This window comes from Bacteroidota bacterium (assembly GCA_016699695.1).
Taxonomy (GTDB): Bacteria; Bacteroidota; Bacteroidia; order Bacteroidales; family UBA10428; genus UBA10428.
In genome coordinates this window covers 885,010-908,971 of sequence record CP065006.1, presented here as the reverse complement: position 1 = coordinate 908,971, position 23,962 = coordinate 885,010, and the positions used below count along the sequence as shown (strand labels likewise).

Here is a 23,962-nt window from a genome sequence, read left to right as displayed (position 1 = left end):
GCGAAATTAAAAAATGATATTATGAATGCTACTCGATTATTCGATTTGCTCGACCAATATTCAGGTATCTATGCCTATAAAGAGGATGCCTTGGTAGCAAAAGAAGATGGCGAATGGGTCAAATACAGTTCGGCAGACTATGTGCATTACGCATCTAAACTCAGTTATGGCTTGCTTGCTTTAGGTATTAAGCCAGGAGACAGAATTGCTACTGTTTCCAACAATCGCCCCGAATGGAACTTTCTGGACATGGCTATGCTGATGGCAGGCATCATTCATGTTCCGATATATCCTACCATAAGCCAGGACGATTTTGAGTATATACTCCACCATTGCCAACCCAGCCTTTTTTTCATCTCCGATGCGCAATTGTTTAAAAAGCTTCAACCTCTTGCCAGCCAGGTGAAAACCATCAGGGATATTTATTCCTTTAATCGCATCGATGGGGTGAAGAACTGGAAGGAAATCTTCCAGGCTGGCAGAGAAAGGGAACCTGAATTGAAACAACAGATAGAAACGATTAAGAGTTCCATAAAACCCGATGACCTGGCTACAATTATCTATACCTCGGGTACAACCGGAAACCCTAAGGGGGTTATGTTAAGTCACAGAAATATTATTTCAAATCTTAGTGGAATCGAAAAGGTTTTTCCATTTCATCATACCCAGCGAACCTTAAGCTTTTTACCCATAAGCCATATTTTTGAACGCACGATTAATTACCATTTTCAGAACTGCGGGTTGTCGGTGTATTATGCCGAAAGTCTTGCAACCATTGCCAATAATCTCAAAGAAGTAAAACCTCATGCTTTTATTGCAGTTCCCCGGGTGCTGGAAAGAGTTTACGACCGGATTATTGGAAAGGGAAAAGATTTGAAGGGAATCAAACGGCAGATTTTTTTCTGGGCTGTAAACCTTGGTTTACGTTTCGAGTTTGAGCACAAGAATGGCTGGTTTTATCATTTTAAATTAAAAATAGCAGACAAGCTGATTTTTAGTAAGTGGCGCGAAGCAGTAGGCGGTAATTGCGAATTAATAGTGGTAGGTGGTGCTGCCATGCAGCCCCGGCTGATTCGAGTATTCAATGCCGCTGGCATACCCCTTGTGGAAGGTTATGGAATGACCGAGACTTCGCCTGTGATTGCTGCCAATAATTTTAAAAACAGGAAGGTATGCCCTGGTACGGTGGGCACAGTTCTTCCGGGTATAGAGGTTAAACTTCTTGACGATGGTGAAATCATGACTAGGAGTGAGTCTGTGATGCTGGGATATTACAAAGATGAGGAACATACCCGCCAGGTTATTGAACCAGAAGGGTGGTTGCATACCGGTGACATTGGAACCTGGGTGGATGACATTTACCTCAAAATAACCGACCGGAAGAAAGAAATATTCAAGCTCTCCAGCGGTAAATACATCTCGCCGCAAGCAATAGAAAACCGTTTCAAGGAATCGTTTTTTATTGAGCAGGTATTTGTTTTTGGCGAAAATCAAAAATTTGCCAGCGCACTCATTTCTCCAAACTTCCAGTTTCTGCACGACTGGAGTGCCCGCCACGGAGTTAAATTTCGCGATAACATGGAGTTAATTAATAATCCGGAGGTGGTGAAACGTTTTCAGCGCGAAGTAAACCTTATTAATAAATCACTGGGGCAAACAGAGCAAATTAAGCGCTTCAGACTTGTGCACGAGGAATGGACAACGGCAACTGGCGAACTTTCGCCTACGCTCAAATTAAGACGAAGATTTCTTGTGGAAAAGTATAAAACCATAATAGAAGAAATCTTTTCAGTCGATAACGCTGGTAAATAGACTACCAATGAACTCTCAATAAGTGTATTCTCTGTTTTTTTTGCATTAGGTTAGGTGTAGTTTTGTTATTAACTTATTTCAGTTGCCAATTGAAAAGTGGTTAATTTTGGCTCTTAATTGTTGAATGCCCAGTTAAAACAACATCTGAACCAAATCCCTGCACTATGCAAAGCAAGAGAGCTCCCAGCTTTATCTTGATTTTTGCTATGTTCTGCACGCATAGCCTTTTTAGCCAGTCGCCTGACTTTGAGGTTACTCCTCTGCCCTTTTGTTCAGGTATAAACGACGAATTTGCTGCAGTGATTTATGGCGATGCCCTGGTATATTGCTCCAATTCATTAAGTAACTCCAACATTAAAACCGACGAAGGTAAACTATTTAACATTCTGACTGTTTCACAGCGCGATTCGGGTTCGTGGAAAAGTCCGGAATTGTTTTCGAAAGAAATTACCAGTTTGCTCAACGAGGGACCTGTAAGCTTTATGCCCGAGGGCCAGGTGGTCTTTTTTTCGCGAAATATTCAGATAGAAGGAAATTTTAAAACCATCAACAAACCTTCGAATACGCTCGGAATCTTTTCGGCCAGATTAATTGATGGAGTCTGGACCGAAATCATACCTTTTCCCTTCAACAGCAAAGAATATTCACTTGGAACACCCTCGCTTACGCCTGATGGAACCCGTTTGTATTTTGCCTCCGATAAACCGGGAGGACTCGGTGGCACTGACATTTATTTTTCCGATTTAGTGAATGGCCAGTGGCAAGAGCCAGTGCACACAGGCAAACAGATTAACACAGCCGGAAATGAATCCTATCCGTTTATGAATAAAGAAGGTTTTTTGTTCTTTGCCAGCGATGGAATACCCGGAAAAGGTGGCAAGGATATTTTTTATGCCAAAGAAACCGACAAGGGTTGGCTGGAACCCATTAATCTTGGGGCAGAAATCAATTCTGCTTTTGATGATTATGCATTGGTCACCGACAAAAATTTCAAGCAAGGTTATTTTTCGAGCAACCGTAAGCGATCGGCAGATATCTATAGTTTTGTGTCGGTTGTTCCTCAATTTGGGTATTGCGACACCATTAAGTTTGTTCCGCAGTGTTTTAGCTTTTTCGACGAGCGGTTTACCGATTCACTGCATCTCGCATATACCTGGAATTTTGGAAAGGGAATTAAAAAGACAGGGTATCGTGTTTCGCATTGTTTCGATAAGCCCGGTAATTATTCGCTCATGCTTACCATCACTCACAAACTTGCCGATAGTGTATACCGAACTTATACCAATTATTCCTTTACTGTTTCTGATCCTTACGATCTGTCGATTACCTCACCCGAACACACCATACAGAATTACCCTACAGAGGTTAAAGCTTTGGTAGCCGGAAAGTCTCAAGATAGCTTAACTACCTTTTATTGGAATTTTGGGAATGGCTATCTGAAAGGCGATACCGTTTTTACTGGTAGTTTCAATTCTGGCGGCAAAAAAATGCTTGCATTAGGCATAGAAGGGCAAAAAGATGAATGGGGAAGAATACCCCGGCGATGTGTGCTGAAACCCATGCAGGTAGAACCTGATTTTGAACACTACGCGCACACATTAAACAGCCAGAATTATTCGAATATTACAATACCTCAATCTGAAACACAACAGAGCATTATTCTCAACTTCAAGATACTCTCTGAAAGCATTCCCCTTTACGAAACTACTTTGCTGGAAGAAAAACTTGAGGCGTATAAGTTCTTAGAGCTTACTCAAACTACAGATAGCCTGAGCGATAGCGCTAAGCAGACTATTGAGGAATTGGCAAGCATTTTTGGAGTCTATTCGTCGGATAAGTTGTTTGTGATTGTAAATGTAAGAAGTAAGACCAATACGAAGCAACAACAAGATATTTTGGCTTCGATGATAAAAGAACTCAGCCTTGCTCTTGAAAGCAATGGGTTTAATTCACAAAAACTGGAAATAATCTATTCTGATCAGAAACGCAACAAGACTAATGAAAAAGAGGGGAAACAAGCAGTTGAACGGGCAGATATGGAGTTTTTTCTTTTGCCGGAAAAAATAAAATAGAAAAGAGTTTTAAAATGATTTTTAACCCAATATATAAATTGTTGATTTTAGTATGCCTGGTGGCTGTGTTTGCATGTGCATACCTTAGGGAGACCTCAGCGCAACCGGCACCTGCACTGGATGAAAATATTCCTTTCCTGGTAACTTTTGGGGCAAAATCATCGACATCGTGGGGCGATGACGATTTCTGCCAGATATTTTTTTGTCTTATCCCCGAAAAGGAAACCCGTCCGGTGTATATCAGGGTGTTTGATCCCGATACAGGCAACGAGCATGATGAAGCAAAAGGGCCATTCGATTCCGAAGTAAGATTCTCGGTGTACGGAGGGAAAGGATGCTGGTCGGCAGAAGATGCAAGAGACATCGACCCCATTGGCAATTATAAATCTGGTAGAATGTTGGCGAGTAAAACCTTTGGAGCCGAACCTGCCTACGACAATACATGGTATACTTTTGGTCCATTTAACCCTATGGATGGGGAGTATGTACCCCAGTTCAAAGGACGTGTGCTTAAAATTATCGCCGAGGGTTTCTCCGGTGACGATGGAAATTTATACAGTTACTTTCTTAGCACAGATGCAAAAAGCAATTTACAGGTCGAAGGTGGAAATCTTTTCACCTACGAATATACTTTCAGGCTACACAACAATAACAAGCAGATATCGCAGATTTATCCCTTTATCGATGATAAAACCATATCTGTGGAGATTTCCAACTTCGACTGGGACGATGATGGTTTGATCAGACTGGTGTCTGTAGCCAAAAATGGAACATTAAGTAAGTTGTCGGGCGAGAATAATTGGAGCAAAAGTGAATTTCCGATTGTAAAACAAGAGAATAATACTACACTTGAATTACAATTTATAAAAAAGCAGACTTCGCTGGTGCGCAACAACAATGTAGCTATTGTAGTGAAAAACCAATATGGCGAAACTTTGCCTTTTTATGTCATTCCAATTGGGGGTATACCTGTCTATTCTCCTAAGATTCGTATGCAAAATATTACCCAATAACCGAAGATTTATGTGGCGACCTCTATCCTGCATTTTTTTTATTACATTCTTTCATGTAGGGCTGGTCTTTGGGCAACATTATCAGTACAAGCATTTCGATCAGCAGGCGGGTCTGAATCAGGCATATGTGTATGCATTTACGCAGGACCACCAGGGATATTTATGGGTAGGTACAGGGAATGGGCTCTTAAAATTCAATGGATTTTCTTTCGAGCAATTTTCCACCGACGATTCAATTGCCGATAATTACATAACCGCAATGCTGCATCAGGGCGAAACCCTTTGGCTGGGGCATCAGACAGGCCAGATAACTTCTATCAGTGGCAATAAGATTCAAAAACACAATCTGCCTGGGGTTGAAGAAGCTGTGGTGGTGGGTTTTCAGGCTGCATCAAATGAATCAATGTGGATTGCTACTTATGAAAACGGATTGTTTTTTCTAGATAAAAATCGGCAAATCAGGGCACTGACAATGGTAGGTGAAGTGCCCAACATCAATTGCTTTGCTGTTGATTCGGCAGGTTGGGTGATTTTGGGTACGGACAAGGGATTGTATCTTGCCCTTTTTCAGTCCGACAATAATCTTCTGATTTGCCAGTCTGTAGGAGGAATTGAAGAGGGGAGGGTTGTAGCCATTCAAACTCTTTCTTCGGGAGATTACATGGTTGCAACTGAGGACAAAGGTATTTTTCGACTTAAGATTGAAGAGGAAAAAGTTTGGATACATCGAATAATTCCTGGTAAAATGCTGAACGATTATCTGGTTTCTTATGCCCGGGTCGATAGGCAGAAGAATCTCTGGATTTCTGCCATGGGAGGTGGTTTGGCACAAGTTCCCGGAGCCTTCTCCATGCACGAATATAAACCTGAATTGATATGGATTACCGGCAATAAAACCGAGTACATTAAAACAATATTTATCGACCGTGACGAGAACCTTTGGCTGGGACTCTATGGGCAAGGTCTTACACAGTTTCGCACAAACCCCTTTGATCTTAAAAAAATTGAATATCAAGGAAAGGTGTTGAGCGTAAGAGCTATGGCAAGCGATAGAGGCTATTATTGGTTGGCTTCCGGCTCTCTATTATTTCAATACAACAAAAATGGTGTTTTAGTAAAGAACCCAGCCTCATTTTCTTCTCCGATTTCGGCTCTTTGCCTGGGTTCTTCAACAGAATTATATATCGGCACAGAAAGCAGTGGTTTATATAAATTGAACCAAGAAAACAACCAAATTTCAAAAGTCAATCTCGGTGTAGGTTTATTGGAAAATTCTATCACAGATCTGGAGGTATTAGACAACACCCTCTGGATTGGTACCCGTAAGGGGCTTGCTGGTAAGTACAATTCTGCAGACGAAACTGTTTGGTTTACCATTCAGAATGGCAATCTGCCCCACAATGTTGTGAATAGCATTTATAACGACAACAAAGGGATATGGGTAGCTACTCAAAGCAATACACTGGTCTATTTTCAAGCGGGAGTCCTCCATCGAAAAATTGAAATACCTTCGGAAAATGGACGTATTCTTATCAATGGAATAACCCTTGATACATTGGGTAATATTTGGGTTGGCAGCAATGGACAAGGTATTTTCAGACTCTCGTCCGATTCGGTATTGAATATTCGGGAAAAGGACGGACTTTTTTCCGATTACTGCTATTCTTTGCTTACATCCGATGACGGCAATATTTTGGTTAGCCACCGTGGAGGCTTAAGTCGGGTCAATCCTTCGAATCTTTTTGTAAGCAAAGTGCAATCGGCAGTGGGACTTTCTGGCCAGGAAGAAATTTTCCCCGGATCCATTCTGAAAGAATCTAACAGTGAAATCTGGATAGGGACCTCTTCTGGATTGATCCATTATAAGCCCCAATTAGAGCAACCATCTTCTCAATCACCCCTTTTAAGTATGGTTTCGATGCGGGCAAACGGAATTGAGCTGCCACAGAAGGAGGAAATTAAAATACATTATGGAAATTATAAACTCCGGTTTGAGTTTATTGGTATTTACCTCAAAGAACCAGAAGGCGTAAAATACCAGTATCGTTTACTGGGTTACGACAACGAATGGTCGGAAGTAAATACCGAGGGTTTGGCAGTATTTTCGAATGTGTCGGCCGGAAATTATACCTTTCAATTACTGGCATCTACGAGCGAAGGTATCGTGACTCCAGAACCGCTTGAAGTGAAACTTACCATCAGAAGGGCAATCTGGACCCTTTGGTATTTTTACCTGCTTGTTTTTTCAATTCTAGCGTTTGGTGCCTTTCTATATATCAAACGTCGCGAATTTTACCTTATGCAGCGTAACAGGTTGCTTGAAGAAAAGGTACAGGAGCGCACACTTGAAATAGAGCGGCAGGGAGAAATTATTATGAAAAAAAATCTGGATATTACCGATAGCATTAAGTATGCCCGGACCATCCAGTCGGCAATCTTTCCACCTGAAGAAATTCTGGTGGAAGCATTGCACGAATATTTTCTTATTAATAAACCCAAAGACATTGTGAGCGGGGATTTCTGCTGGTATACGCGAAGCAAGGGTAAGTATGTAATAGCCCTCACCGATTGCACCGGACATGGAGTGCCGGGTTCTATTATGAGCATGCTTGGTATTACCCTGCTTAACGAAGTGGTTAATAACCTCGGCATAACAGACTCTGCTGAAATATTGGAGTTGCTTCGCGAAAAGGTAATCTCGGCACTTAACCAGCACCGGAGAGATAATCCTTCTTACGATGGTATGAATGTGGGTTTAGTTGTAATCGATAAACAGCAACAGACCCTGCAATATTCAGGAGCCTTTCACAACCTTTACTTTTTCAGGGGTGGTGTTCATCACACCATTAAGGCAGAACGCACACCAGTTGGATTCACTCCTCTCGAAAAGCCGCCTTTTTCTGCGCATATTGTTCCTTATCAGAAGGGCGATATGTTTTACTTGTTTTCCGATGGTTATCAGGATCAGTTTGGGGGTATCGAGGATAAGAAATTTTCTAACCGCCGATTATTAAAACATTTGAGCGAATTGCAGGATAAGTCTATTCAATACCAGAAACAAAATCTGGAACAAACACTTACAAACTGGATGCAGGAACGCGAACAAACCGATGATATTATTCTACTTGGATTTCGGATGCTATAGTGATTGGCTTATTCGTTTTCTTTGTATCCCTGCCTGGTTAAGTGTAACATAGTTTTTGTAAAACGACTATCTTAGATTGGTTTTTTAACATATTCTTTCTATTTAGAGAGAAGGCAAAACAGTATGAGTAAAATGTTGCTAAAAAGGCAATTGGCTCAACTGAAAAGAATCAATTGGCTTACAAGCTCATGGGTATGTCTGAGCAAATAGTATGAAGTATGCTGTTAAATAATAAAGGGTATAATATTAAAGTCCAACCAAATTCTAGATGAAAATCTTAATTTATTTTCTTTTTCCGGTTATTTTATTTTGGTGTTGCAAATCAAGTTCAGAGCCCCAATCCAAGCCTATATCCACCTTAAAATATGCAAAAGGATTTTCCATTTCTCACTTAGGAGATACTACTCTGGTAGAGGTATACAATCCGTGGGACAACAACAAACTACTTTCGCACTATAAGCTGGTTAAGAAGAAAGATACACAAGTACAAGCCAATCATATTATTCAAGTGCCAGCGGATCGAATTGCCAGTCTCTCCTCCACTTATACCGGCATGCTTTCAATTCTCAATGCCCGCGATAGGCTGATTGCCTGTGCCAATGCAAATTGGTTGGTCGACTCCGTGCTTTATGCACGTTTCATCAATGGTGATTTGACTAATTTGGGTAACGAATTAAATACCGATGCTGAGAATGTTTTGTCGAAAAATCCGGGAGTGGTATTAAAGTATATTTACCAGTCACCTGATCCGATTGATCCAATTCTTTTGCGGGCAGGAATACCAGTGGTGTACATCATAGAATTTATGGAAGATCATCCGCTGGGTCGGGCCGAGTGGATAAAATTGGTAGGTGCTTTGCTCGATAAGGAAGCACTTGCTGATTCTGTTTTTCAGGCAATCGAATCGAACTATATCAATGTAAAGAACCTGGCTTCTACTGATACCAACAGGCCATCTGTTTTGGATGGCACCATTTACAAGGGAAACTGGTTTGCTGCCGGAGGAAATAGTTTCGTAGCACAACTCATCCGCGATGCCAATGCCGGTTATGCCTGGAGTGGCGATTCATCCAGAGGTAGCCTCAATCTTAGTTTCGAGGCTGTAATTCACCGTCAGCAGGATGCGGATTTCTGGATCAATGCAAGTGCAGGTAGTTTGCAGGAAATTGAATCCATAGAACCCCGCTGTAAAATTCTTCAATCGTTTCAGCAGGGTCAGGTGTATCATTACAATAAGCGTGTCAATCCGAATGGGGGACTCGATTATTTTGAAACGGGTGTGGTGCGTCCGGATTTGCTTCTGAGGGATTTGTTGATAATTTTGCACCCCGGTATCATCGACGAAGAAACAGTATATTACAAAAAACTTGAATAGCAGAAAGCGTTTTTCCTCCTCCTCCTGGTTGCTATGGTTTCTGGCTGCAGCACTAATATTGGTGTTTTTTACCGATTTGGCAGTGGCTAGTGCCGATATATCATTTCGTGATTTTTACCATACCTTATTAGGCTTCACCCACAATACAACTATTGAGTATATTATTTACGAAGTACGTTTACCAAGAGCCCTTACAGCCATTCTGGCAGGTGGTAGCCTTGCACTTTCAGGCCTTTTGCTGCAGACCCTGTTCCATAATCCACTAGCTGGACCTTATGTGTTGGGCATCAGTTCGGGTGCAGGTTTAGGGGTGGCAGTTTATACACTTAGCGCAGCCACTTTTTTTAGTATGCAACCCTTGGTGGCAGCAGGAGGACAAGTATTGGCAGCCATGATAGGTGCTGCCCTGGTATTTTTGGTGGTATTGAGCTTTTCATGGCGACTTGCCGATACAGTATCCCTGCTTATCATTGGTATTATGATCGGAGCTCTTGCCTCTTCAATAGTAGGAATTCTCGAATATTTTGCCCCACCGGAACTGGTGCATCGTTTTGTGATATGGTCATTGGGCAGTTTGGGTGCAACAAGTTGGTTGCATTTAAAAATAATTATACCTGTATTCTTTTTAGCAATAGCATCTTCAATCTTACTCATTAAACCGCTTGATGCTATGCTTATGGGTGAGGTTCATGCCCGGATTACAGGTGTTAATGTGCGGCGTACCCGCTTTATGATGATCGTTATTTCGAGCGTGTTAGTTGGGGTGCTTACGGCCTTTACCGGCCCTATAGCTTTTGTTGGAATGACCGTTCCGCATATGGTGCGTCTGGTTTCCCACCGGGTGTCGTTTCGTTTTGTATTGCCGGGCGTGCTGCTTGCAGGTCCATTGCTAATGCTTGTTTGTGATATTATTGCTCAGTTGCCCGGGCGTGCAGCCACCTTACCTATCAATGGTGTTACAGCCCTTTTTGGTGCTCCTGTAGTAATTTTGCTCATTATTCGTTCGCGTAAACTGAATTCGAGTCTGTAAATACTCATGCAACAATCCACGATAAAACCACTTTTATCTACCCGCAAGCTAAGTGTAGGTTATTGGGCGCGCAAATCCAGGCTCGAGGTTCTGGGCAATTTAAATCTGGTAATCAACCCGGGTGAACTAATCAGCTTTATAGGTCCTAATGGTTGCGGTAAATCAACCCTTATAAAAAGCCTGATTGGCCTTATACCTTCTTTGGAGGGAGCCATTTTTTTTAAGGACGAAAACCTCGATCATATTTCTTTTCTCCAAAGGGCCGAACGCATTGGAGTTGTTCTTACCGATCCGGTTTATGAACGCAACATGTCTGTGCTTGAACTGGTTTCCATGGGACGTTATCCGCATACCAACTGGCTAGGCCGACTTACCTCAGCCGATTTGAAAGTTGTACACGACTCGATTCAGAAAGTTGGTTTAGTGCATAAAGCAGGATCAAGGTTAGGTGAGCTGAGCGATGGCGAGCGCCAAAGGGCTATGATTTCGAGGGTGCTGGCACAGGATGTTGATATGATTATTCTGGATGAACCAACGGCTCACCTCGATTTATCAAACCGAATGGAAGTTCTATTGCTACTTAAAAAGCTGGCACATGAAATGGGAAAGGGAGTGTTGCTTTCCACGCACGAACTTGGACTTGCTTTGCAGGTGTCTGATAAGATATGGATGGTTGGTCCTGACCAACAATTGATGAGCGATATACCCGAAGCTTTTATATACAATGGTACGCTCGACAAGGTGTTTGGCAACGAGAAAATAAGTTTTCAACCTTGGTCAGCCTCCTTTGAAATTACTACAGACAAGGAAAAAAGAATAGTGGTGATTGGGATGGGTTTGCTCCAGGCCTGCGTGGTGAGGCTACTGAAGCGTCTGGGGTATACTGTACTTTACAACGAAACAGAGAAAGTTCCTACAGTAGAGGTAAACGAGGACAGTCAGGAAATACGCATGATTACACCTCAGACAAAAACTTTTAATAGTATTCATGTGTTTCAGGAGTATCTTATCCAACAAAATCCTGCATAGGGATAATCACAAATAACTTTCGCATGACCAAAATTAAAGGGTTCAATTTAAATAGTTTTTACTCTTCTATTTTCAGGCATTACGACCTGATGAACAAACTGTTTACTTTTGGCCTCGATCGAAAATGGCGGAGCATGGCTATAAAGCAATGCCTTGATGCTAATCCGGAGAGTGTGCTCGACTTGTGCACTGGCACGGGCGACCTCGCCATTTCCCTTTCTCGCAAATCGAAAAAAAACTTAAGCATTAAAGCTTATGACATGAATCACGACATGTTGGGTCGGGCAACCGAAAAGGCCTCCGGTTTAACAGAATCGAGGCCTGAATTTATCCAGGGGAAAGCCTCGGTGCTACCCTTTCAAACCAATTCTTTCGATAGCATTGTCATTGGTTTTGGTTTTCGAAACCTCACCTTTAATAACCCCGAGGAGCAAAAGCATATAGATGAGATGAAGCGGGTACTTAAACCCGGTGGTCAGTTGTTTATTCTTGAAAGTTCCGTACCACAAAATCCTTTTATCCGGTTTGCTTATCTGCTTCATTTATACCTGGTGGTTATTCCTATGGGTGGGATTTTAACCGGTAATTTTAAAGCCTACTGGTATCTGGCTCATTCAGCCTCGAAGTATTATACCATTCAGCAATTGGAACAGCTTTTTGTGAAAAATGGTTTCAGAGATTTCTGGGTGAAACGTTTTCTTTTCGGCTCGGCTTGTTTAATTAAGGTTAGAAAATAGCCACCCTGATGGATATTAGCTGGCTCCGGAAAACATTTTTATATATTTGAAGATAATTACAACGCCTATGACCATCGAACAGATTAACGAATTCTGCAAAGACACTTTTATTGGTCACCTCGAAATCGAGTTTATTGAGTATGGGGCCGATTATGTGAAAGCCCTTATGCCGGTCAACCAGAAAAAACATCAACCAACGGGAATTTTGCATGGAGGGGCCTCTCTGGCTTTGGCCGAAACAGTGGCCGGTGCAGGATCGGTGATGATAATCGACGAAAGTCGTTACGATGTGTTGGGCCTTCAAGTAAGTGGCAACCATGTGGGCACTGTGAGCAGCGGCAATATTTACGCTACGGCAACTATCATTCACAAAGGGCAGTCGACTCATGTGTGGGATGTAAAAATAACGGATGAAAGCGATAAACTTATTTCCACGATTCGGGTTACTAACATCATACGCGAAAAAACTTAAGGAGGATTTGTGTCAATTGTTCAAACCGATACGATAAGCGTTTATCAGGCTGTAAAAATATGTCTCGAAAAGAATCTTGTTTTTGCAGCTTATCGGCTCCCCAATGCCAAATACCCAGAGATTGTTATTCAACGCTCCGAAAAGATTAAGTTGTTGTCCGAGGGCGAATCCTATTTCGACCTGAAAGGCTTTCTTGTAACTCCCTTTTCAGCCGATTCAAATTGTCCTTCGTTTCTTATTGAATCTGATATTTATGGTCAGGAAATTATATCAGCAAGAGACCATGACTCACTAAATACTTACAATTATTTTCCAATCCAGTCAGACAGCAGCCATATTCCCGATTCGGTAAGCCACAACGAATACATTTCTCAAATCGATCAGATTCTAAAACACATCGAGACAGGTAATTTTGAAAAAGTTGTTCTAAGCCGTGTTAAGAATATCGATGGAAATTATGTTCCATTGCTTGGAAAGATTTTTGCCCGACTTACCGAATCCTATCCCAATGCCTTCGTTTATATCTTCAATGCCGGACCCCATTTATGGATTGGAGCCACACCCGAACCACTTCTGAAGGCGAAAAACGGAACCATGTATACTGTTTCTTTGGCAGGTACTAGACCCTTTAACGAGCAAAATTTAAACATCGGAGCCTGGAATAGCAAGGAACGCCTGGAACAGGAATATGTAACCCGATACATTTCCAAAGTGCTTTCTAAGTTTAACCTGGTTGATGTAGATCTCGAAGGCCCCTATACCAAGCAAGCCGGAAATTTGGTGCATTTACGTACAGATTTTTCGTTTCGTAGCACCGAGTTAAAGAATTGTCTGGGTGAATTTCTCAGGAATCTTCATCCAACTCCTGCAGTGTGCGGCATGCCTCGGAAAGAAAGCCTCGAACTTATAAGCAGCCTCGAAAAACACCAGCGCGAATACTATGCAGGTTTTTTGGGGCCTTTGGGTTTGAACGACAGACTCTCTTTGTTTGTAAATTTACGTTGCATGAAAGTGCTGGAGAACAACCTTTCTCTATTTATTGGTGGTGGAATTACTGCCGACTCAGTACCCGAAGACGAATGGCTTGAAACAGAGATGAAAGCCGAAACCCTATTGTCCGTTATACGCCAGGTAAAAGGATGAATCCGAAACAACACATAGCAGTCCTGCCGCTTATTCTAAAAAGACTGGGTGTTGAGCAGGTGGTTATTTCTCCTGGTTCGCGCAATGCCCCACTCATACAAGTTTTTGTTAAACTTTTTGGGAACAATTGTTTTAGCATTGTAGATGAGCGCAGTGCAGGATATTTTGCTCTGGGTTTGGCCGTATCGAGCCAAACTCCTGTAGTAGTAATCACTACGTCAGGCACAGCGGTGCTTAATCTGGCACCAGCGATAGCAGAGGCCTATCATCAGGGAGTGCCCTTGATTATCCTTTCTGCCGACCGCCCGCCTGAGTGGATCGACCAACAAGACAATCAAACAATCAGGCAAAAAGAAGTGTTTAGTAGCAACAGCAAAGCATTTTTCGAAATGCCGGTTGCGTGCCTTACCGAGCATGATGCGTGGTATTCAGAACGCATTGCCCATGAGTGCTTTTTTCAAGCTGTAAGGGGTAAGCCAGGACCAGTACATGTCAATATTCCTCTTCGGGAACCTCTCTACGAGGAAATTAGCAGCATTCAACCGCAGCGAAACTTTCAGTTTGATAACAATCAACAAGTTCAGCTAAGTAGTTACCTTCTTCAGGAGTGGAAAGCATTTAGCCGCATTCTTATAGTATGTGGTCAGATGCCTTCAAATGACAACTTAAAAAGCTCACTTCGAAGACTTGCCGCAGACAAGCGTATAGTTGTTCTTGCCGAATCCATTGCCAATATCGGAGGTGAGGAAGTATTTTTTAACCCCGATTTATTATTTCAAAGTTTTTCTGAACAACTTAGAAAGACCAAGCCTGAACTTGTGGTTTACTTTGGCGGCCAGGTAGTTTCGAAACGCACAAAGAACTTTTTACGGTCTTTGCACACTGCGGAATTCTGGTGGGTTTCTCCCGATGGGTCGTTGGTAGATACTTTCAAAAATCTGACACGAATTGTAGAATGCCAGCCACCGAGGTTTTTTGAAATACTCAGTGAGTTACCTCTGGAGCGGCAATCAGAATTTAGTCGTGAATGGAAAGACCTCCATGAAAAGCAAATCGCTTCTATCCGCCGGCTCGGTTCAGAAGCAAAATTTTCCGATCTGGGAGTTTTTAGCGCATTGGCCTGTAAATTCCGGGAGCAAGATGTTGTTTTTTCTGGCAATAGCAGTGTGATCAGGTACTTGCAGTTTTTTCAATTTAAATCCAATAAAGTATTTGCCAACAGAGGTACTTCCGGTATCGATGGTTGCCTTTCGACATCAGTGGGAGTGGCTATTAATACTACCAAAACAGTAATAAGCATATTAGGTGACCTGAGTTTTGTGTACGACTCCAATGCATTATGGAACAGGCGTTTGCCTTCCAATTTTAAAATAATTGTTATCAACAACAAAGGCGGTGGCATATTTAGCTTGCTTGATGGTCCGGCAGAACAAGATGGGTTTATAGAATACATTCAGACAAATCATCCTGTATCCATCGAAAAACTTGCAGCTGCTTATCACATTACTTATTTTCGCAGTAGCGATTTTGGTAGCCTTCACGCTCAATATAGTATGTTGCTTGAGGCAGATGGTCCGGCTTTATTGGAGGTATTTACCGACCCGGATCGAAACAATGAAGAATACCGTGTATTTATGAAAAAACTAATCGATTATGAACAATAAAAGGGAATGGAAAACGCTTAAAGAGTACGAAGAAATTAAATTTGAATACTTTGAAGGTATTGGAAAAATTACCATTAACCGACCACACCGTCATAATGCGTTTACACCCGATACTACCCGCGAAATGTGCGATGCAATGGTATTGTGCCGCGAAAGCCCTGACATCAGCGTAGTTGTGCTCACCGGTGAAGGAGATAAGGCCTTTTGCAGTGGTGGTGATCAGAATGTAAAGAGCCATGCAGGCTACATTGGCAAAGATGGGGTGCCTCGCCTAAACATTTTGGATATGCAAAAGCTCATTCGTTCCATTCCCAAACCCGTGGTGGCAATGGTTAACGGATATGCCATTGGCGGGGGGCATGTACTGCATGTGGTATGTGATTTGAGCATTGCCTCCGACAAAGCCATTTTTGGGCAAACAGGTCCTAAGGTCGGAAGTTTTGATGCCGGCTTTGGTTCCTCTTATCTTGCTCGTATTGTTGGACAGAAGAAAGCACGCGAAATTTGGTTTCTTTGCCAACAGTATACGGCTGCCGAAGCGCTGGAAATGGGTTTGGTGAACAAGGTTGTTCCCCATCATGAGCTCGAGAATGTTACAGTGCAATGGTGTCAGAAAATGATGGAGCACAGTCCGCTGGCATTGCGCATGATTAAGGCAGGACTAAATGCCGAACTCGACGGCCAGGCTGGAATACAGGAACTGGCAGGCAATGCCACCATGTTGTATTATATGACCGAAGAAGCCCAGGAAGGAAAAAAAGCCTTTCTCGAAAAAAGGAAACCTGATTACAAGAAATTCCCTAAATTACCCTGATATATTTTGAAAAATTCATTATCGATATGGCTTAAAGCCTTCAGGTTGCGCACCCTGCCCCTGGCTTTTTCCAGCACCTTTCTAGGAAGTTTTCTGGCCTATGCAAATGGTCGTTTCTATTGGACTGTATTTGCCTTTGCCACTTTAACCACGCTAAGTCTGCAAATTTTATCGAACCTGGCCAATGATTATGGCGATGCAAAAAAAGGTGCCGATAATTCGAAAAGAGTTGGTCCACTTCGCGTTACCCAGACTGGCCTGGTGACACCCGGTGCCATGCTTCGGATGATTGCAGCTTTTATTCTGCTTTCACTCCTGTCAGGTTCTCTTTTAATTTATTTTGGCTTGCGCGATTTGCCGGCTTATTTAAGCGTGTTTTTCTTTATATTAGGAGTTACCGCAATTTTTGCTGCCGTAAAATATACGGTGGGTCGAAATCCTTACGGCTACATTGGTCTGGGCGATGTGTTTGTATACGTTTATTTTGGTTTAATTGGCGTTTGTGGCACCTTTTACCTTCACACAGGTACTCTCGATCCATGGGTGCTGTTGCCTGCTTCCACTATTGGATTGTTTAGTGCAGGTGTATTAAATCTGAACAACATACGCGATGCCGAGAATGATGCAAACTGTGGTAAAAACACCCTTGTTGTGCGCATAGGCGTGAAAGCTGCCAAAAAATACCACTTACTGCTGGTGGTTTTTGCAATCTTACTCAGCATGGCTTACACGCTCATATTCTTTACTTCGCCTGTTCAGCTTATATTTCTGGTGACTCTTCCATTTTTAATCCGCGATGTAATAATTGTGCTGCGTACGACTATTCCTGCAGAACTAAATAAGGAATTAAAAAAACTTGCCATCACTACTTTTGTTTTTTCTACTACATTTGGATTGGGCCTGGTATTATAAATGAAAGCATCTTTCTGTAAGCGCATCCTTCAATTTAAACAAGCTGTCGGAACTTCCCGGGGGTACCTGAATGAAAAGCCATCTTGGTATATTCTCCTCGACCATCCAACACAAAATTATAGGGCTATGGGCGAAGTTTCGGTAATTCCGGGATTGAGCATAGATGATTTACATTCCATGGGCGATCAGTTGAACCGTATTTGTAGTGCCATCAACCAAGGTGTTTTTGAGTGGGGTCTGGTGCCTGATAACTATCCTGCCATCCGGTTTGGATTGGAAATGGCTTTTATCGATTATCAGAATCAGGGATCGAAAATATTATTTCATTCTTCCTTCACGAATGGACTCGAAGGTATCCACACAAATGGACTCATTTGGATGGGTTCGGAAGAATTTATGTTGCAGCAAGTGGAAGAGAAGCTTTCTCTGGGGTTTCGTTGTCTGAAATTTAAGATTGGAGCAGATAATACAGACAATGAACTCTTACTGATTCAGAGTTTAAGGAAAAGATTTTCAGCTCAGGAATTAGAAATTCGGGTCGACGCTAATGGAGCGTTTTCATACGAAAAAGCGCTTTTAGTGCTTGATAGGCTCGCCAAGCTGGAGGTGCATTCCATCGAACAACCTATTAAGTCAGGTCAACCTGTACGAATGGCAGCACTTTGCAACCGGGCTGCCATTGCAGTAGCTTTAGATGAAGAGCTAATCGGCCATCATAATTATTCCGAAAAAGACCAGATACTTAGCCTTATAAAACCTCACTATCTGATTATAAAACCCTCTCTGCTAGGTGGTTTTAAGCATTGTAAAGAATGGATTGAATTGGCCTCAGCGAATCAGATTGGATGGTGGGCCACTTCAGCGCTCGAATCGAACCTGGGTTTAAACGCCATTGCTCAATGGCTTACGCAGCACTCACCTCAATTGCACCAGGGACTTGGACTTGGCAATTTATACAAACAGAATATTGCTTGTCCTCTAGTCCTTCGTGGTGAAAAACTTTTTTACGATCCCTCACACAAATGGAGCTACGAATTTGTATATTAGCGGTCTATGGATATGCAGTTTCCGGGAATCATACTCAACGATAAGCTTTTCTCTACAGAGGATTTAGTGCCTCATTGCAAGAAAATGCTCCGCAGGGTAAAATTACCCGAATGGGAAGAAAAGATATACAGCTTTCTGCTTGAATTTCTTGATGAAAAAGACTACATCGAGCAATTGAGTTCCGGTACTACCGGACCTCCAAAAACCATTCGCCTTTCAAAGAAATCTATGATTGAGTCGGCCAAAAATACGGTGTCTCAATTAAAACTCAAGTGGACAGACAAGGCGCTGCTTTGTTTACCTGTGGAATACATTGCCGGAAAGATGATGATTGTGCGCGCTTTTGTTGCCGGGCTTAATTTATTCTGGGAAGAACCCTCTTCGATGCCATCGCTTTCGAAGTATGGTACCATCGATTTTTGTGCTATGGTGCCTCTTCAGGTATATAATTCGTTTAGCAATTATGAGTTTCTCAAGAACGTTCGCAACCTCATTATTGGCGGTGCAGAGCTACGTTCCGAAGTAATGGCAATGTTCAGCGACGTTCCCAACAATACATACGAAACATATGGTATGGCCGAAACCTGTTCTAGTATTGCTATGCGCCGGATCAATGGTGAAAAACCCGACAAGTATTTCAAATCTATGCCTGGGGTTAAATTGCGTATCGATGAAAGGGGTTGTCTGGTGATCAACGCGAACTACCTCGATTCGGAAGTAGTTACTAACGACGTGGTGGAGCTTATTGATACCCATCATTTTATTTGGAAAGGACGTATCGATAACCTCATTAATACCGGGGGAATTAAAGTAAAACCCGAAGAGCTCGAAGCTTCAATCTCAAAAATACTTGATCTGGAATGCGCCGTGATAGGTGTTTCTGACGAAAAATTGGGCCAGCGCATTGTATTAATTGCTGAGACTAATAAGCAGCCTGACCTGGCTGAAGTAATGAAAACGTTGAAACACAACCTTCAAATCCATCTTGTACCCCGTGAAGTTATTTTTGTGCAGGAGCTTCCACGCACCAGTTCATTCAAAATTGACCGTAGTCAATTAGCCAATCTTATTAGCCATTAATGCCAACAGCACAATTCTTTCATTACAGAACCAACGCTATCAGCCTTGTGATTGTTCCGGAACATTTTCTGTGCTTATGTTCTTTTCAGTATCGGTATTTTTTACTTTAATACTATCGCTTATCAGGTATCCAAAAATACCGCCCATAAGCGTACTCGTATGCCAGTTGGAGGTGAGGGGGCATGTGCCCGAAGTGCAGCCTATAAAGTGCCAGTAGGCATAACCGGCAGCCATACCGACGATAATACCGCCTGCTAGGATGTAAAGCTTCTTTTTATTGATTTTTTTAAACATATCCTTAGCTTATTTTTAAAACTTCGCTAATGGCCTTTTTAAACGTATCCTTCGGAAGCGCTCCCATTGCCATTTGCGGCTGACCTTCTGCCGGAACGAATAGAAGACTGGGGATGCTTTGTATGCCAAACATGCCTGCTAGCTCCTGCTCATTTTCGGTATTTATTTTATAGATATCCAGTTTGTCGCCATATTCGGTTTTCAATTCTTCAAGTATGGGCGCTACCATGCGACAGGGAGCACACCAGTCGGCATAGAAATCGATAATAGCCGGTTTCTTTCCTTCGAATTTCCAATCCGAATTTTGCTCGTAGTTAAATACCTTTTCTTTAAAAGTTTGCTGATTTAAATGTTCGATAGCCATAGTATTCTATTTTAAAATTTGCGGTTAAATATCAAATTCAATGCCAAATATATATAAATCTAAATATGTGTATATAAAAAGATTTTTGCATTATTTTAGAACAAATAAACAAAAAGTACCTTATAAAAGTTCTACTTTTGGTGCATGGAACACACCTTCACACTTAATGGCGAGTATATCGAACTATACAAATTGCTAAAAATTTTACACTTAAGTTCTACTGGTGGCCATGGCAAACTATTAATTGAAGATGGCTGCGTAAAGCGAAACGGCGAGGTGGAATTGCGCAAGCGTGCTAAAATTATAGCCGGCGACATTATCGAATTAGACGAGTATTTGATTCGAGTATTGTAGCTGTCAGAATGTCAGAGTAAAAACTGTTTCCTTTTCAGGTATCGAATGTGCTGTAATGGAGCCATTGTGCAACCTCATAATTTGCCGCGACAATGAAAGTCCAATTCCAGAACCATTTGGCTTAGTTGTAAAAAAGGGAATAAATATCTTGTCCAGTACATCGGGTAAAATTCCAGGTCCATTGTCTGCCACCTGCAAGGTTACTTTGCCCCTTTTATTGTAGAACCCTGTGAGTCTAAGTTTGGCTTTTTCGGTTCCATTCAAAGCCTGGGCAGCATTTTTTACCAGGTTTATAAGCACTTGTTCAATTAATTGACCATCAGCTGTAAAGGAGATATTATGCGGGTCGAGCTTAATTTCGAGTTCGATATTATTGTGTTTTAGTTCCTCACTCATTAGATTGCCTACATTGGCAAATACATCCGCTAGCCGACAAATGGAAAAATTGGGTTGGGGTATCTTGGTGAGGTTACGATAAGTGTTTACAAAATGAAGCAGACCATTGCTTCGTTTGTTAATGGTATGCAATGCATGGTTAATTTCGTCGAGACTTTCCTGATCAAACAAATAGTTCCCTAATTCATTTTTTTTGAGATGCTGGGTTAAGCCTGTCAGGGTAGTGGCAATACTTGAAATTGGGGCAATGGAATTCATTATTTCGTGTGTCAGCACCCTGATTAGTTTTTGCCAGGCATCGGTTTCCTGCTCCTCGAGTACTGTTTGAATATCTTTGATTGTTACGAGGGTAATAAGTTTGTCTTTTACTTTAAAGGTCGAAGAAAAGATGGTTAATTGAAGAAATCCTTCTTTATCCTGCACCTTTACCAATTCATTTTGTCCAGGTTGAATATTAAAAAGAGTTTTAACAAGCTCTGCACTAAACGTTTCCAGAGCCTGAATATTTCGCAAACCGCTTACCTGAAAGAGTTTTTTCGCAGCTTTATTTATTAGCTCGATGGTACCATCGGAGCGATAGGCTATAACGCTTACATCGATGTTTTGCAGTATGGTTTGGAGGTAATAGAAGTGTTCTTCCTTTTCGGTACGCACCCGCTGAAAGTCATTGATTACTTCGTTAAAGGCGTGGTTTAACTCGCTAAACGATGCCCCCATGTTTTGGAAGTTAAATGATTGTGAAAACTCGGAATACCTTATGGATTCCAGAAGATTAGCCAATTCGCGGTTCGTTCTATCGGCATACCGGATAAGTGATACAACTAAAAAGACAATGATGCCGCTTACTATAAATGGCGTAAAAAAGAAATTAATGGAGAATGAATAATAGAATAGGAAAACTGCCATTACAATGAGCAGAATTCTTACAATAATATTGAAACGATAGTTTTTAAAGTTCATGTTTTTCCATTCTGCGATACAGCGAGGTTCGGGTCAATCCCAGTTCTTTGGCGGCTTTGGAAATATTTCCCTGATTTTGCTTGAGTACTTTTGTAATAATTTTGCGTTCCACTTCATCGAGGTTATAAGTATCGATTTCCATTTCAGCTTCTTTCCTGCGTGTCTGATTCAAAAAGAAATCGTCTGCATCGAGCGATCCGGATTCGCACATAATAACGCCTCTTTCTATGGCATGTTGCAGTTCTCTTACATTCCCCGGCCAGGAATATGCACTTAGCTTTTTTAAAGCCTGGCTAGTGACTTTTCCTGAATTCTTCTTATACTTTTTCGCATAAATCTTAACAAAATGGTCTACTAAAACCGGAATATCGCCTGTACGTTCCCGCAGGGGTGGGAGATGAATCTCCACAGTGTTTATTCGATACAGTAAATCCTGCCGGAATGTACTATTTTCGACCATATCGTACACATTGTTGTTGGTGGCGCATATCAAGCGCACATCAATGTTTGTCGGATGATTGTCGCCCACTCTTGTAACCTCTTTTCTTTCAATAACAGTTAGAAGTTTAGCCTGCAATGGCAGAGAGAGATTGCCAATTTCATCAAGAAAAAGTGTACCGCCGGAAGCTATTTCAAATCGTCCGGGTTTATCTTTTTTCGCATCTGTAAATGAACCTTTGACGTGACCAAATAACTCGCTTTCGAATAGAGTTTCTGTAATTGAACCCAGGTCTACATTCACAAACACATTGTTGCTTCGTTGACTGTTGCGATAGATAGCCCTGGCAACGAGCTCTTTTCCTGTTCCGTTTTCGCCCAAAATCAATACGTTTGCATCGGTTTTTGCAACTTTTTGTATGGTGTTGAATACATCTTCCATTTCTGGCGACTTAGCAATAAAATCCTGAAAAGGTTGATCTGTGATTGCGGTTATGGCTTCCTGCTTGTTGCGAAGAAGGGAAATTTCTTTTCTCGACCGGCGAATTTCAAGGGCAGCAGACAAGGTTGCAAGCAGCTTCTCGTTTTGCCAGGGTTTTAGCACAAAGTCTGTGGCTCCAGCCTTTATGGCCTGAACTGCCTTTTCCGAATCGCCATAGGCAGTAATAAATACAACTACTGCCTTCGGGTCGAATTCCAGAATTTTAGCTAACCAGTCAAAACCCTCCTTGCCGCTACTGGCATCACGTGTAAAATTCATATCAAGAAGAATTACATCGTATTCTTCCACTTTAAGCAAATCCAATACTCTTGCCGGTGATGATAATGTAGTAATTTTCTCTACCAGAGGCTTGAGCAATAGCTTTAATGCAAATAAAATATCTTCATTATCGTCTATGGCTAAGATTTTTCCTTTAAGTTGTTCCATATGGGGTACTTGTTTTAAAAGGAATTAAATGTACGAAATCGTACTTATTTTGTCGCAATTGCGAACAGAAAAAATATTTGGGACATGAAATCGATCGATCTAAATAAAAGATTTACAATACAATAACTGTATTGGCATAAAAGATGCTTTGAGCTGGCTTCAGATTTCACAGTATTTCAGAATGATACGAACGGAAAATTTATCTAAAACAATACTCAAACAAGGCATTGAGATACCTACTCTTAAAAACATCAACCTTGCTGTGGAACAATCTGAATTTGTGGCAATTTATGGTCCTTCTGGCAGTGGCAAGAGTAGCTTAGTGAATATTTTGGGAATGCTGGATTCACCTACGAGCGGCCTATACTGGATAAACGAAACAGAGGTGAGTCGATACAATGACCAACAACGCACCCGTTTCCGAAAATCTATTATTGGTTATGTATTTCAGAGTTTCAATCTTCTCGAGGAGCTTACTGTTTTTAAGAATGTTGAATTGCCTCTTTTGTACCTCGGTATATCTGATAAAGTAAGAAACCGTATGGTGAATGAAGCCCTGGAAAAGGTTAATTTCCCCCATCTGCATCAGAGTTGGCCCGCGCAATTGTCAAACAGCCAGCAGCAAAGAGTTGCCATTGCAAGGGCTATCGTGCACTCACCTACGCTCCTTATTGCTGATGAGCCGGTTGGAAACCTCGATTCAAAAGGGGGAAGTGAAATTATGGAAATATTAACGGAAGTAAACAACAAAGGGATTACTCTTATATTAGCAACCCATTCTATCGCTGAAGCCCAAAAAGCCAATCGTATCATTCAGTTGTTCGATGGGGAGATTCTATCGGAGAATTTTCGCAAAGCCATTTAAAAATCGTATAATCTACCA

21 protein-coding genes are annotated in these 23,962 nt (G+C 41.7%); 17 read left to right on the top strand and 4 right to left on the bottom strand.

Annotation, left to right across the window (positions count from 1 at the left end; translation table 11 throughout):
• Positions 1 to 21: 21 nt before the first annotated feature.
• The 15 genes from IPM71_03770 to IPM71_03700 all read left to right on the top strand — a co-directional run bounded on the left by IPM71_03770 (position 22) and on the right by IPM71_03700 (position 19,345).
• Positions 22 to 1,812 (top strand): long-chain fatty acid--CoA ligase, encoded by a 1,791-nt coding sequence (locus tag IPM71_03770; protein QQS51852.1) that lies wholly within the window; start codon positions 22 to 24, stop codon positions 1,810 to 1,812.
• A gap of 164 nt (positions 1,813 to 1,976) precedes the next feature.
• Positions 1,977 to 3,884 carry a PD40 domain-containing protein gene (locus tag IPM71_03765; protein ID QQS51851.1) on the top strand — a complete coding sequence of 636 codons (1,908 nt, stop codon included), beginning with the start codon at positions 1,977 to 1,979 and terminating at the stop codon, positions 3,882 to 3,884.
• 14 nt (positions 3,885 to 3,898) lie between these two features.
• Positions 3,899 to 4,897, top strand: coding sequence for a hypothetical protein (locus tag IPM71_03760; protein ID QQS51850.1), 999 nt, complete (start codon positions 3,899 to 3,901; stop codon positions 4,895 to 4,897).
• 10 nt (positions 4,898 to 4,907) lie between these two features.
• Entirely contained in the window at positions 4,908 to 8,042 is a 3,135-nt protein-coding gene (locus IPM71_03755) for a SpoIIE family protein phosphatase (GenBank protein ID QQS51849.1), read from the top strand.
• Between the two features lie 268 nt (positions 8,043 to 8,310).
• Positions 8,311 to 9,417, top strand: coding sequence for an ABC transporter substrate-binding protein (locus IPM71_03750; protein QQS51848.1), 1,107 nt, complete (start codon positions 8,311 to 8,313; stop codon positions 9,415 to 9,417).
• Complete coding sequence (locus IPM71_03745; GenBank protein QQS51847.1) at positions 9,410 to 10,447, top strand: iron ABC transporter permease; 1,038 nt, start codon at positions 9,410 to 9,412, stop codon at positions 10,445 to 10,447. Before IPM71_03750 ends, IPM71_03745 begins: the two co-directional genes overlap by 8 nt.
• A 6-nt stretch (positions 10,448 to 10,453) precedes the next feature.
• Entirely contained in the window at positions 10,454 to 11,476 is a 1,023-nt protein-coding gene (locus tag IPM71_03740) for an ABC transporter ATP-binding protein (protein QQS51846.1), read from the top strand.
• A gap of 23 nt (positions 11,477 to 11,499) precedes the next feature.
• A complete protein-coding gene (locus IPM71_03735) occupies positions 11,500 to 12,213 on the top strand; it encodes a ubiquinone/menaquinone biosynthesis methyltransferase (protein ID QQS51845.1) in 714 nt (237 codons plus the stop codon).
• A gap of 67 nt (positions 12,214 to 12,280) precedes the next feature.
• A complete protein-coding gene (locus IPM71_03730; protein ID QQS52778.1) occupies positions 12,281 to 12,685 on the top strand; it encodes a PaaI family thioesterase in 405 nt (134 codons plus the stop codon).
• Between the two features lie 9 nt (positions 12,686 to 12,694).
• The gene (locus IPM71_03725) at positions 12,695 to 13,828 is read left to right on the top strand and encodes a chorismate-binding protein (protein QQS51844.1); all 1,134 of its coding nucleotides are present in this window, start codon (positions 12,695 to 12,697) and stop codon (positions 13,826 to 13,828) included.
• Positions 13,825 to 15,492, top strand: a complete 1,668-nt coding sequence (menD, locus tag IPM71_03720) for a 2-succinyl-5-enolpyruvyl-6-hydroxy-3-cyclohexene-1-carboxylic-acid synthase (protein ID QQS51843.1) — start codon at positions 13,825 to 13,827, stop codon at positions 15,490 to 15,492. The genes IPM71_03725 and menD overlap by 4 nt, the downstream gene beginning before the upstream one ends.
• Positions 15,482 to 16,306 carry a 1,4-dihydroxy-2-naphthoyl-CoA synthase gene (gene menB / locus IPM71_03715; GenBank protein ID QQS51842.1) on the top strand — a complete coding sequence of 275 codons (825 nt, stop codon included), beginning with the start codon at positions 15,482 to 15,484 and terminating at the stop codon, positions 16,304 to 16,306. The genes menD and menB overlap by 11 nt, the downstream gene beginning before the upstream one ends.
• Positions 16,307 to 16,312: 6 nt before the next feature.
• Positions 16,313 to 17,218, top strand: coding sequence for a 1,4-dihydroxy-2-naphthoate octaprenyltransferase (menA, locus tag IPM71_03710; protein ID QQS51841.1), 906 nt, complete (start codon positions 16,313 to 16,315; stop codon positions 17,216 to 17,218).
• Positions 17,219 to 18,265, top strand: a complete 1,047-nt coding sequence (locus IPM71_03705; GenBank protein ID QQS51840.1) for an o-succinylbenzoate synthase — start codon at positions 17,219 to 17,221, stop codon at positions 18,263 to 18,265.
• Between the two features lie 6 nt (positions 18,266 to 18,271).
• Entirely contained in the window at positions 18,272 to 19,345 is a 1,074-nt protein-coding gene (locus IPM71_03700) for an AMP-binding protein (GenBank protein QQS51839.1), read from the top strand.
• Between the two features lie 39 nt (positions 19,346 to 19,384).
• On the opposite strand, the gene IPM71_03695 is transcribed toward IPM71_03700, so the two are convergent.
• Positions 19,385 to 19,639, bottom strand: a complete 255-nt coding sequence (locus IPM71_03695; GenBank protein QQS51838.1) for a hypothetical protein — start codon at positions 19,637 to 19,639, stop codon at positions 19,385 to 19,387.
• A 4-nt stretch (positions 19,640 to 19,643) separates the two neighbouring features.
• Complete coding sequence (trxA, locus tag IPM71_03690) at positions 19,644 to 20,003, bottom strand: thioredoxin (GenBank protein ID QQS51837.1); 360 nt, start codon at positions 20,001 to 20,003, stop codon at positions 19,644 to 19,646.
• 144 nt (positions 20,004 to 20,147) lie between these two features.
• On the opposite strand from trxA, the gene IPM71_03685 reads away from it, so the two are divergent.
• Positions 20,148 to 20,357, top strand: a complete 210-nt coding sequence (locus tag IPM71_03685; protein ID QQS51836.1) for an RNA-binding S4 domain-containing protein — start codon at positions 20,148 to 20,150, stop codon at positions 20,355 to 20,357.
• A gap of 3 nt (positions 20,358 to 20,360) precedes the next feature.
• Here IPM71_03685 and IPM71_03680 read toward each other — a convergent pair whose 3' ends face one another.
• Positions 20,361 to 21,713: an ATP-binding protein gene (locus IPM71_03680; GenBank protein ID QQS51835.1), complete on the bottom strand. Its 1,353-nt coding sequence runs from the start codon at positions 21,711 to 21,713 to the stop codon at positions 20,361 to 20,363.
• Positions 21,703 to 23,079, bottom strand: a complete 1,377-nt coding sequence (locus tag IPM71_03675) for a sigma-54-dependent Fis family transcriptional regulator (GenBank protein QQS51834.1) — start codon at positions 23,077 to 23,079, stop codon at positions 21,703 to 21,705. The genes IPM71_03680 and IPM71_03675 overlap by 11 nt, the downstream gene beginning before the upstream one ends.
• A 181-nt stretch (positions 23,080 to 23,260) precedes the next feature.
• Here IPM71_03675 and IPM71_03670 point away from each other — a divergent pair, with 181 nt between their 5' ends.
• The gene (locus IPM71_03670; GenBank protein ID QQS51833.1) at positions 23,261 to 23,944 is read left to right on the top strand and encodes an ABC transporter ATP-binding protein; all 684 of its coding nucleotides are present in this window, start codon (positions 23,261 to 23,263) and stop codon (positions 23,942 to 23,944) included.
• Positions 23,945 to 23,962 lie beyond the last annotated feature (18 nt).

Bases quoted from the DNA above. Each gene is read 5' to 3' on its own strand.
- IPM71_03770 (QQS51852.1), top strand. From the start codon at position 22: ATGAATGCTACTCGATTATTCGATTTGCTCGACCAATATTCAGGTATC.
- IPM71_03765 (QQS51851.1), top strand. From the start codon at position 1,977: ATGCAAAGCAAGAGAGCTCCCAGCTTTATCTTGATTTTTGCTATGTTC.
- IPM71_03760 (QQS51850.1), top strand. From the start codon at position 3,899: ATGATTTTTAACCCAATATATAAATTGTTGATTTTAGTATGCCTGGTG.
- IPM71_03755 (QQS51849.1), top strand. From the start codon at position 4,908: ATGTGGCGACCTCTATCCTGCATTTTTTTTATTACATTCTTTCATGTA.
- IPM71_03750 (QQS51848.1), top strand. From the start codon at position 8,311: ATGAAAATCTTAATTTATTTTCTTTTTCCGGTTATTTTATTTTGGTGT.
- IPM71_03740 (QQS51846.1), top strand. From the start codon at position 10,454: ATGCAACAATCCACGATAAAACCACTTTTATCTACCCGCAAGCTAAGT.
- IPM71_03735 (QQS51845.1), top strand. From the start codon at position 11,500: ATGACCAAAATTAAAGGGTTCAATTTAAATAGTTTTTACTCTTCTATT.
- IPM71_03730 (QQS52778.1), top strand. From the start codon at position 12,281: ATGACCATCGAACAGATTAACGAATTCTGCAAAGACACTTTTATTGGT.
- menD (QQS51843.1), top strand. From the start codon at position 13,825: ATGAATCCGAAACAACACATAGCAGTCCTGCCGCTTATTCTAAAAAGA.
- menB (QQS51842.1), top strand. From the start codon at position 15,482: ATGAACAATAAAAGGGAATGGAAAACGCTTAAAGAGTACGAAGAAATT.
- IPM71_03705 (QQS51840.1), top strand. From the start codon at position 17,219: ATGAAAGCATCTTTCTGTAAGCGCATCCTTCAATTTAAACAAGCTGTC.
- IPM71_03700 (QQS51839.1), top strand. From the start codon at position 18,272: ATGGATATGCAGTTTCCGGGAATCATACTCAACGATAAGCTTTTCTCT.
- IPM71_03695 (QQS51838.1), bottom strand. From the start codon at position 19,639: ATGTTTAAAAAAATCAATAAAAAGAAGCTTTACATCCTAGCAGGCGGT.
- trxA (QQS51837.1), bottom strand. From the start codon at position 20,003: ATGGCTATCGAACATTTAAATCAGCAAACTTTTAAAGAAAAGGTATTT.
- IPM71_03685 (QQS51836.1), top strand. From the start codon at position 20,148: ATGGAACACACCTTCACACTTAATGGCGAGTATATCGAACTATACAAA.
- IPM71_03680 (QQS51835.1), bottom strand. From the start codon at position 21,713: ATGAACTTTAAAAACTATCGTTTCAATATTATTGTAAGAATTCTGCTC.
- IPM71_03675 (QQS51834.1), bottom strand. From the start codon at position 23,079: ATGGAACAACTTAAAGGAAAAATCTTAGCCATAGACGATAATGAAGAT.
- IPM71_03670 (QQS51833.1), top strand. From the start codon at position 23,261: ATGATACGAACGGAAAATTTATCTAAAACAATACTCAAACAAGGCATT.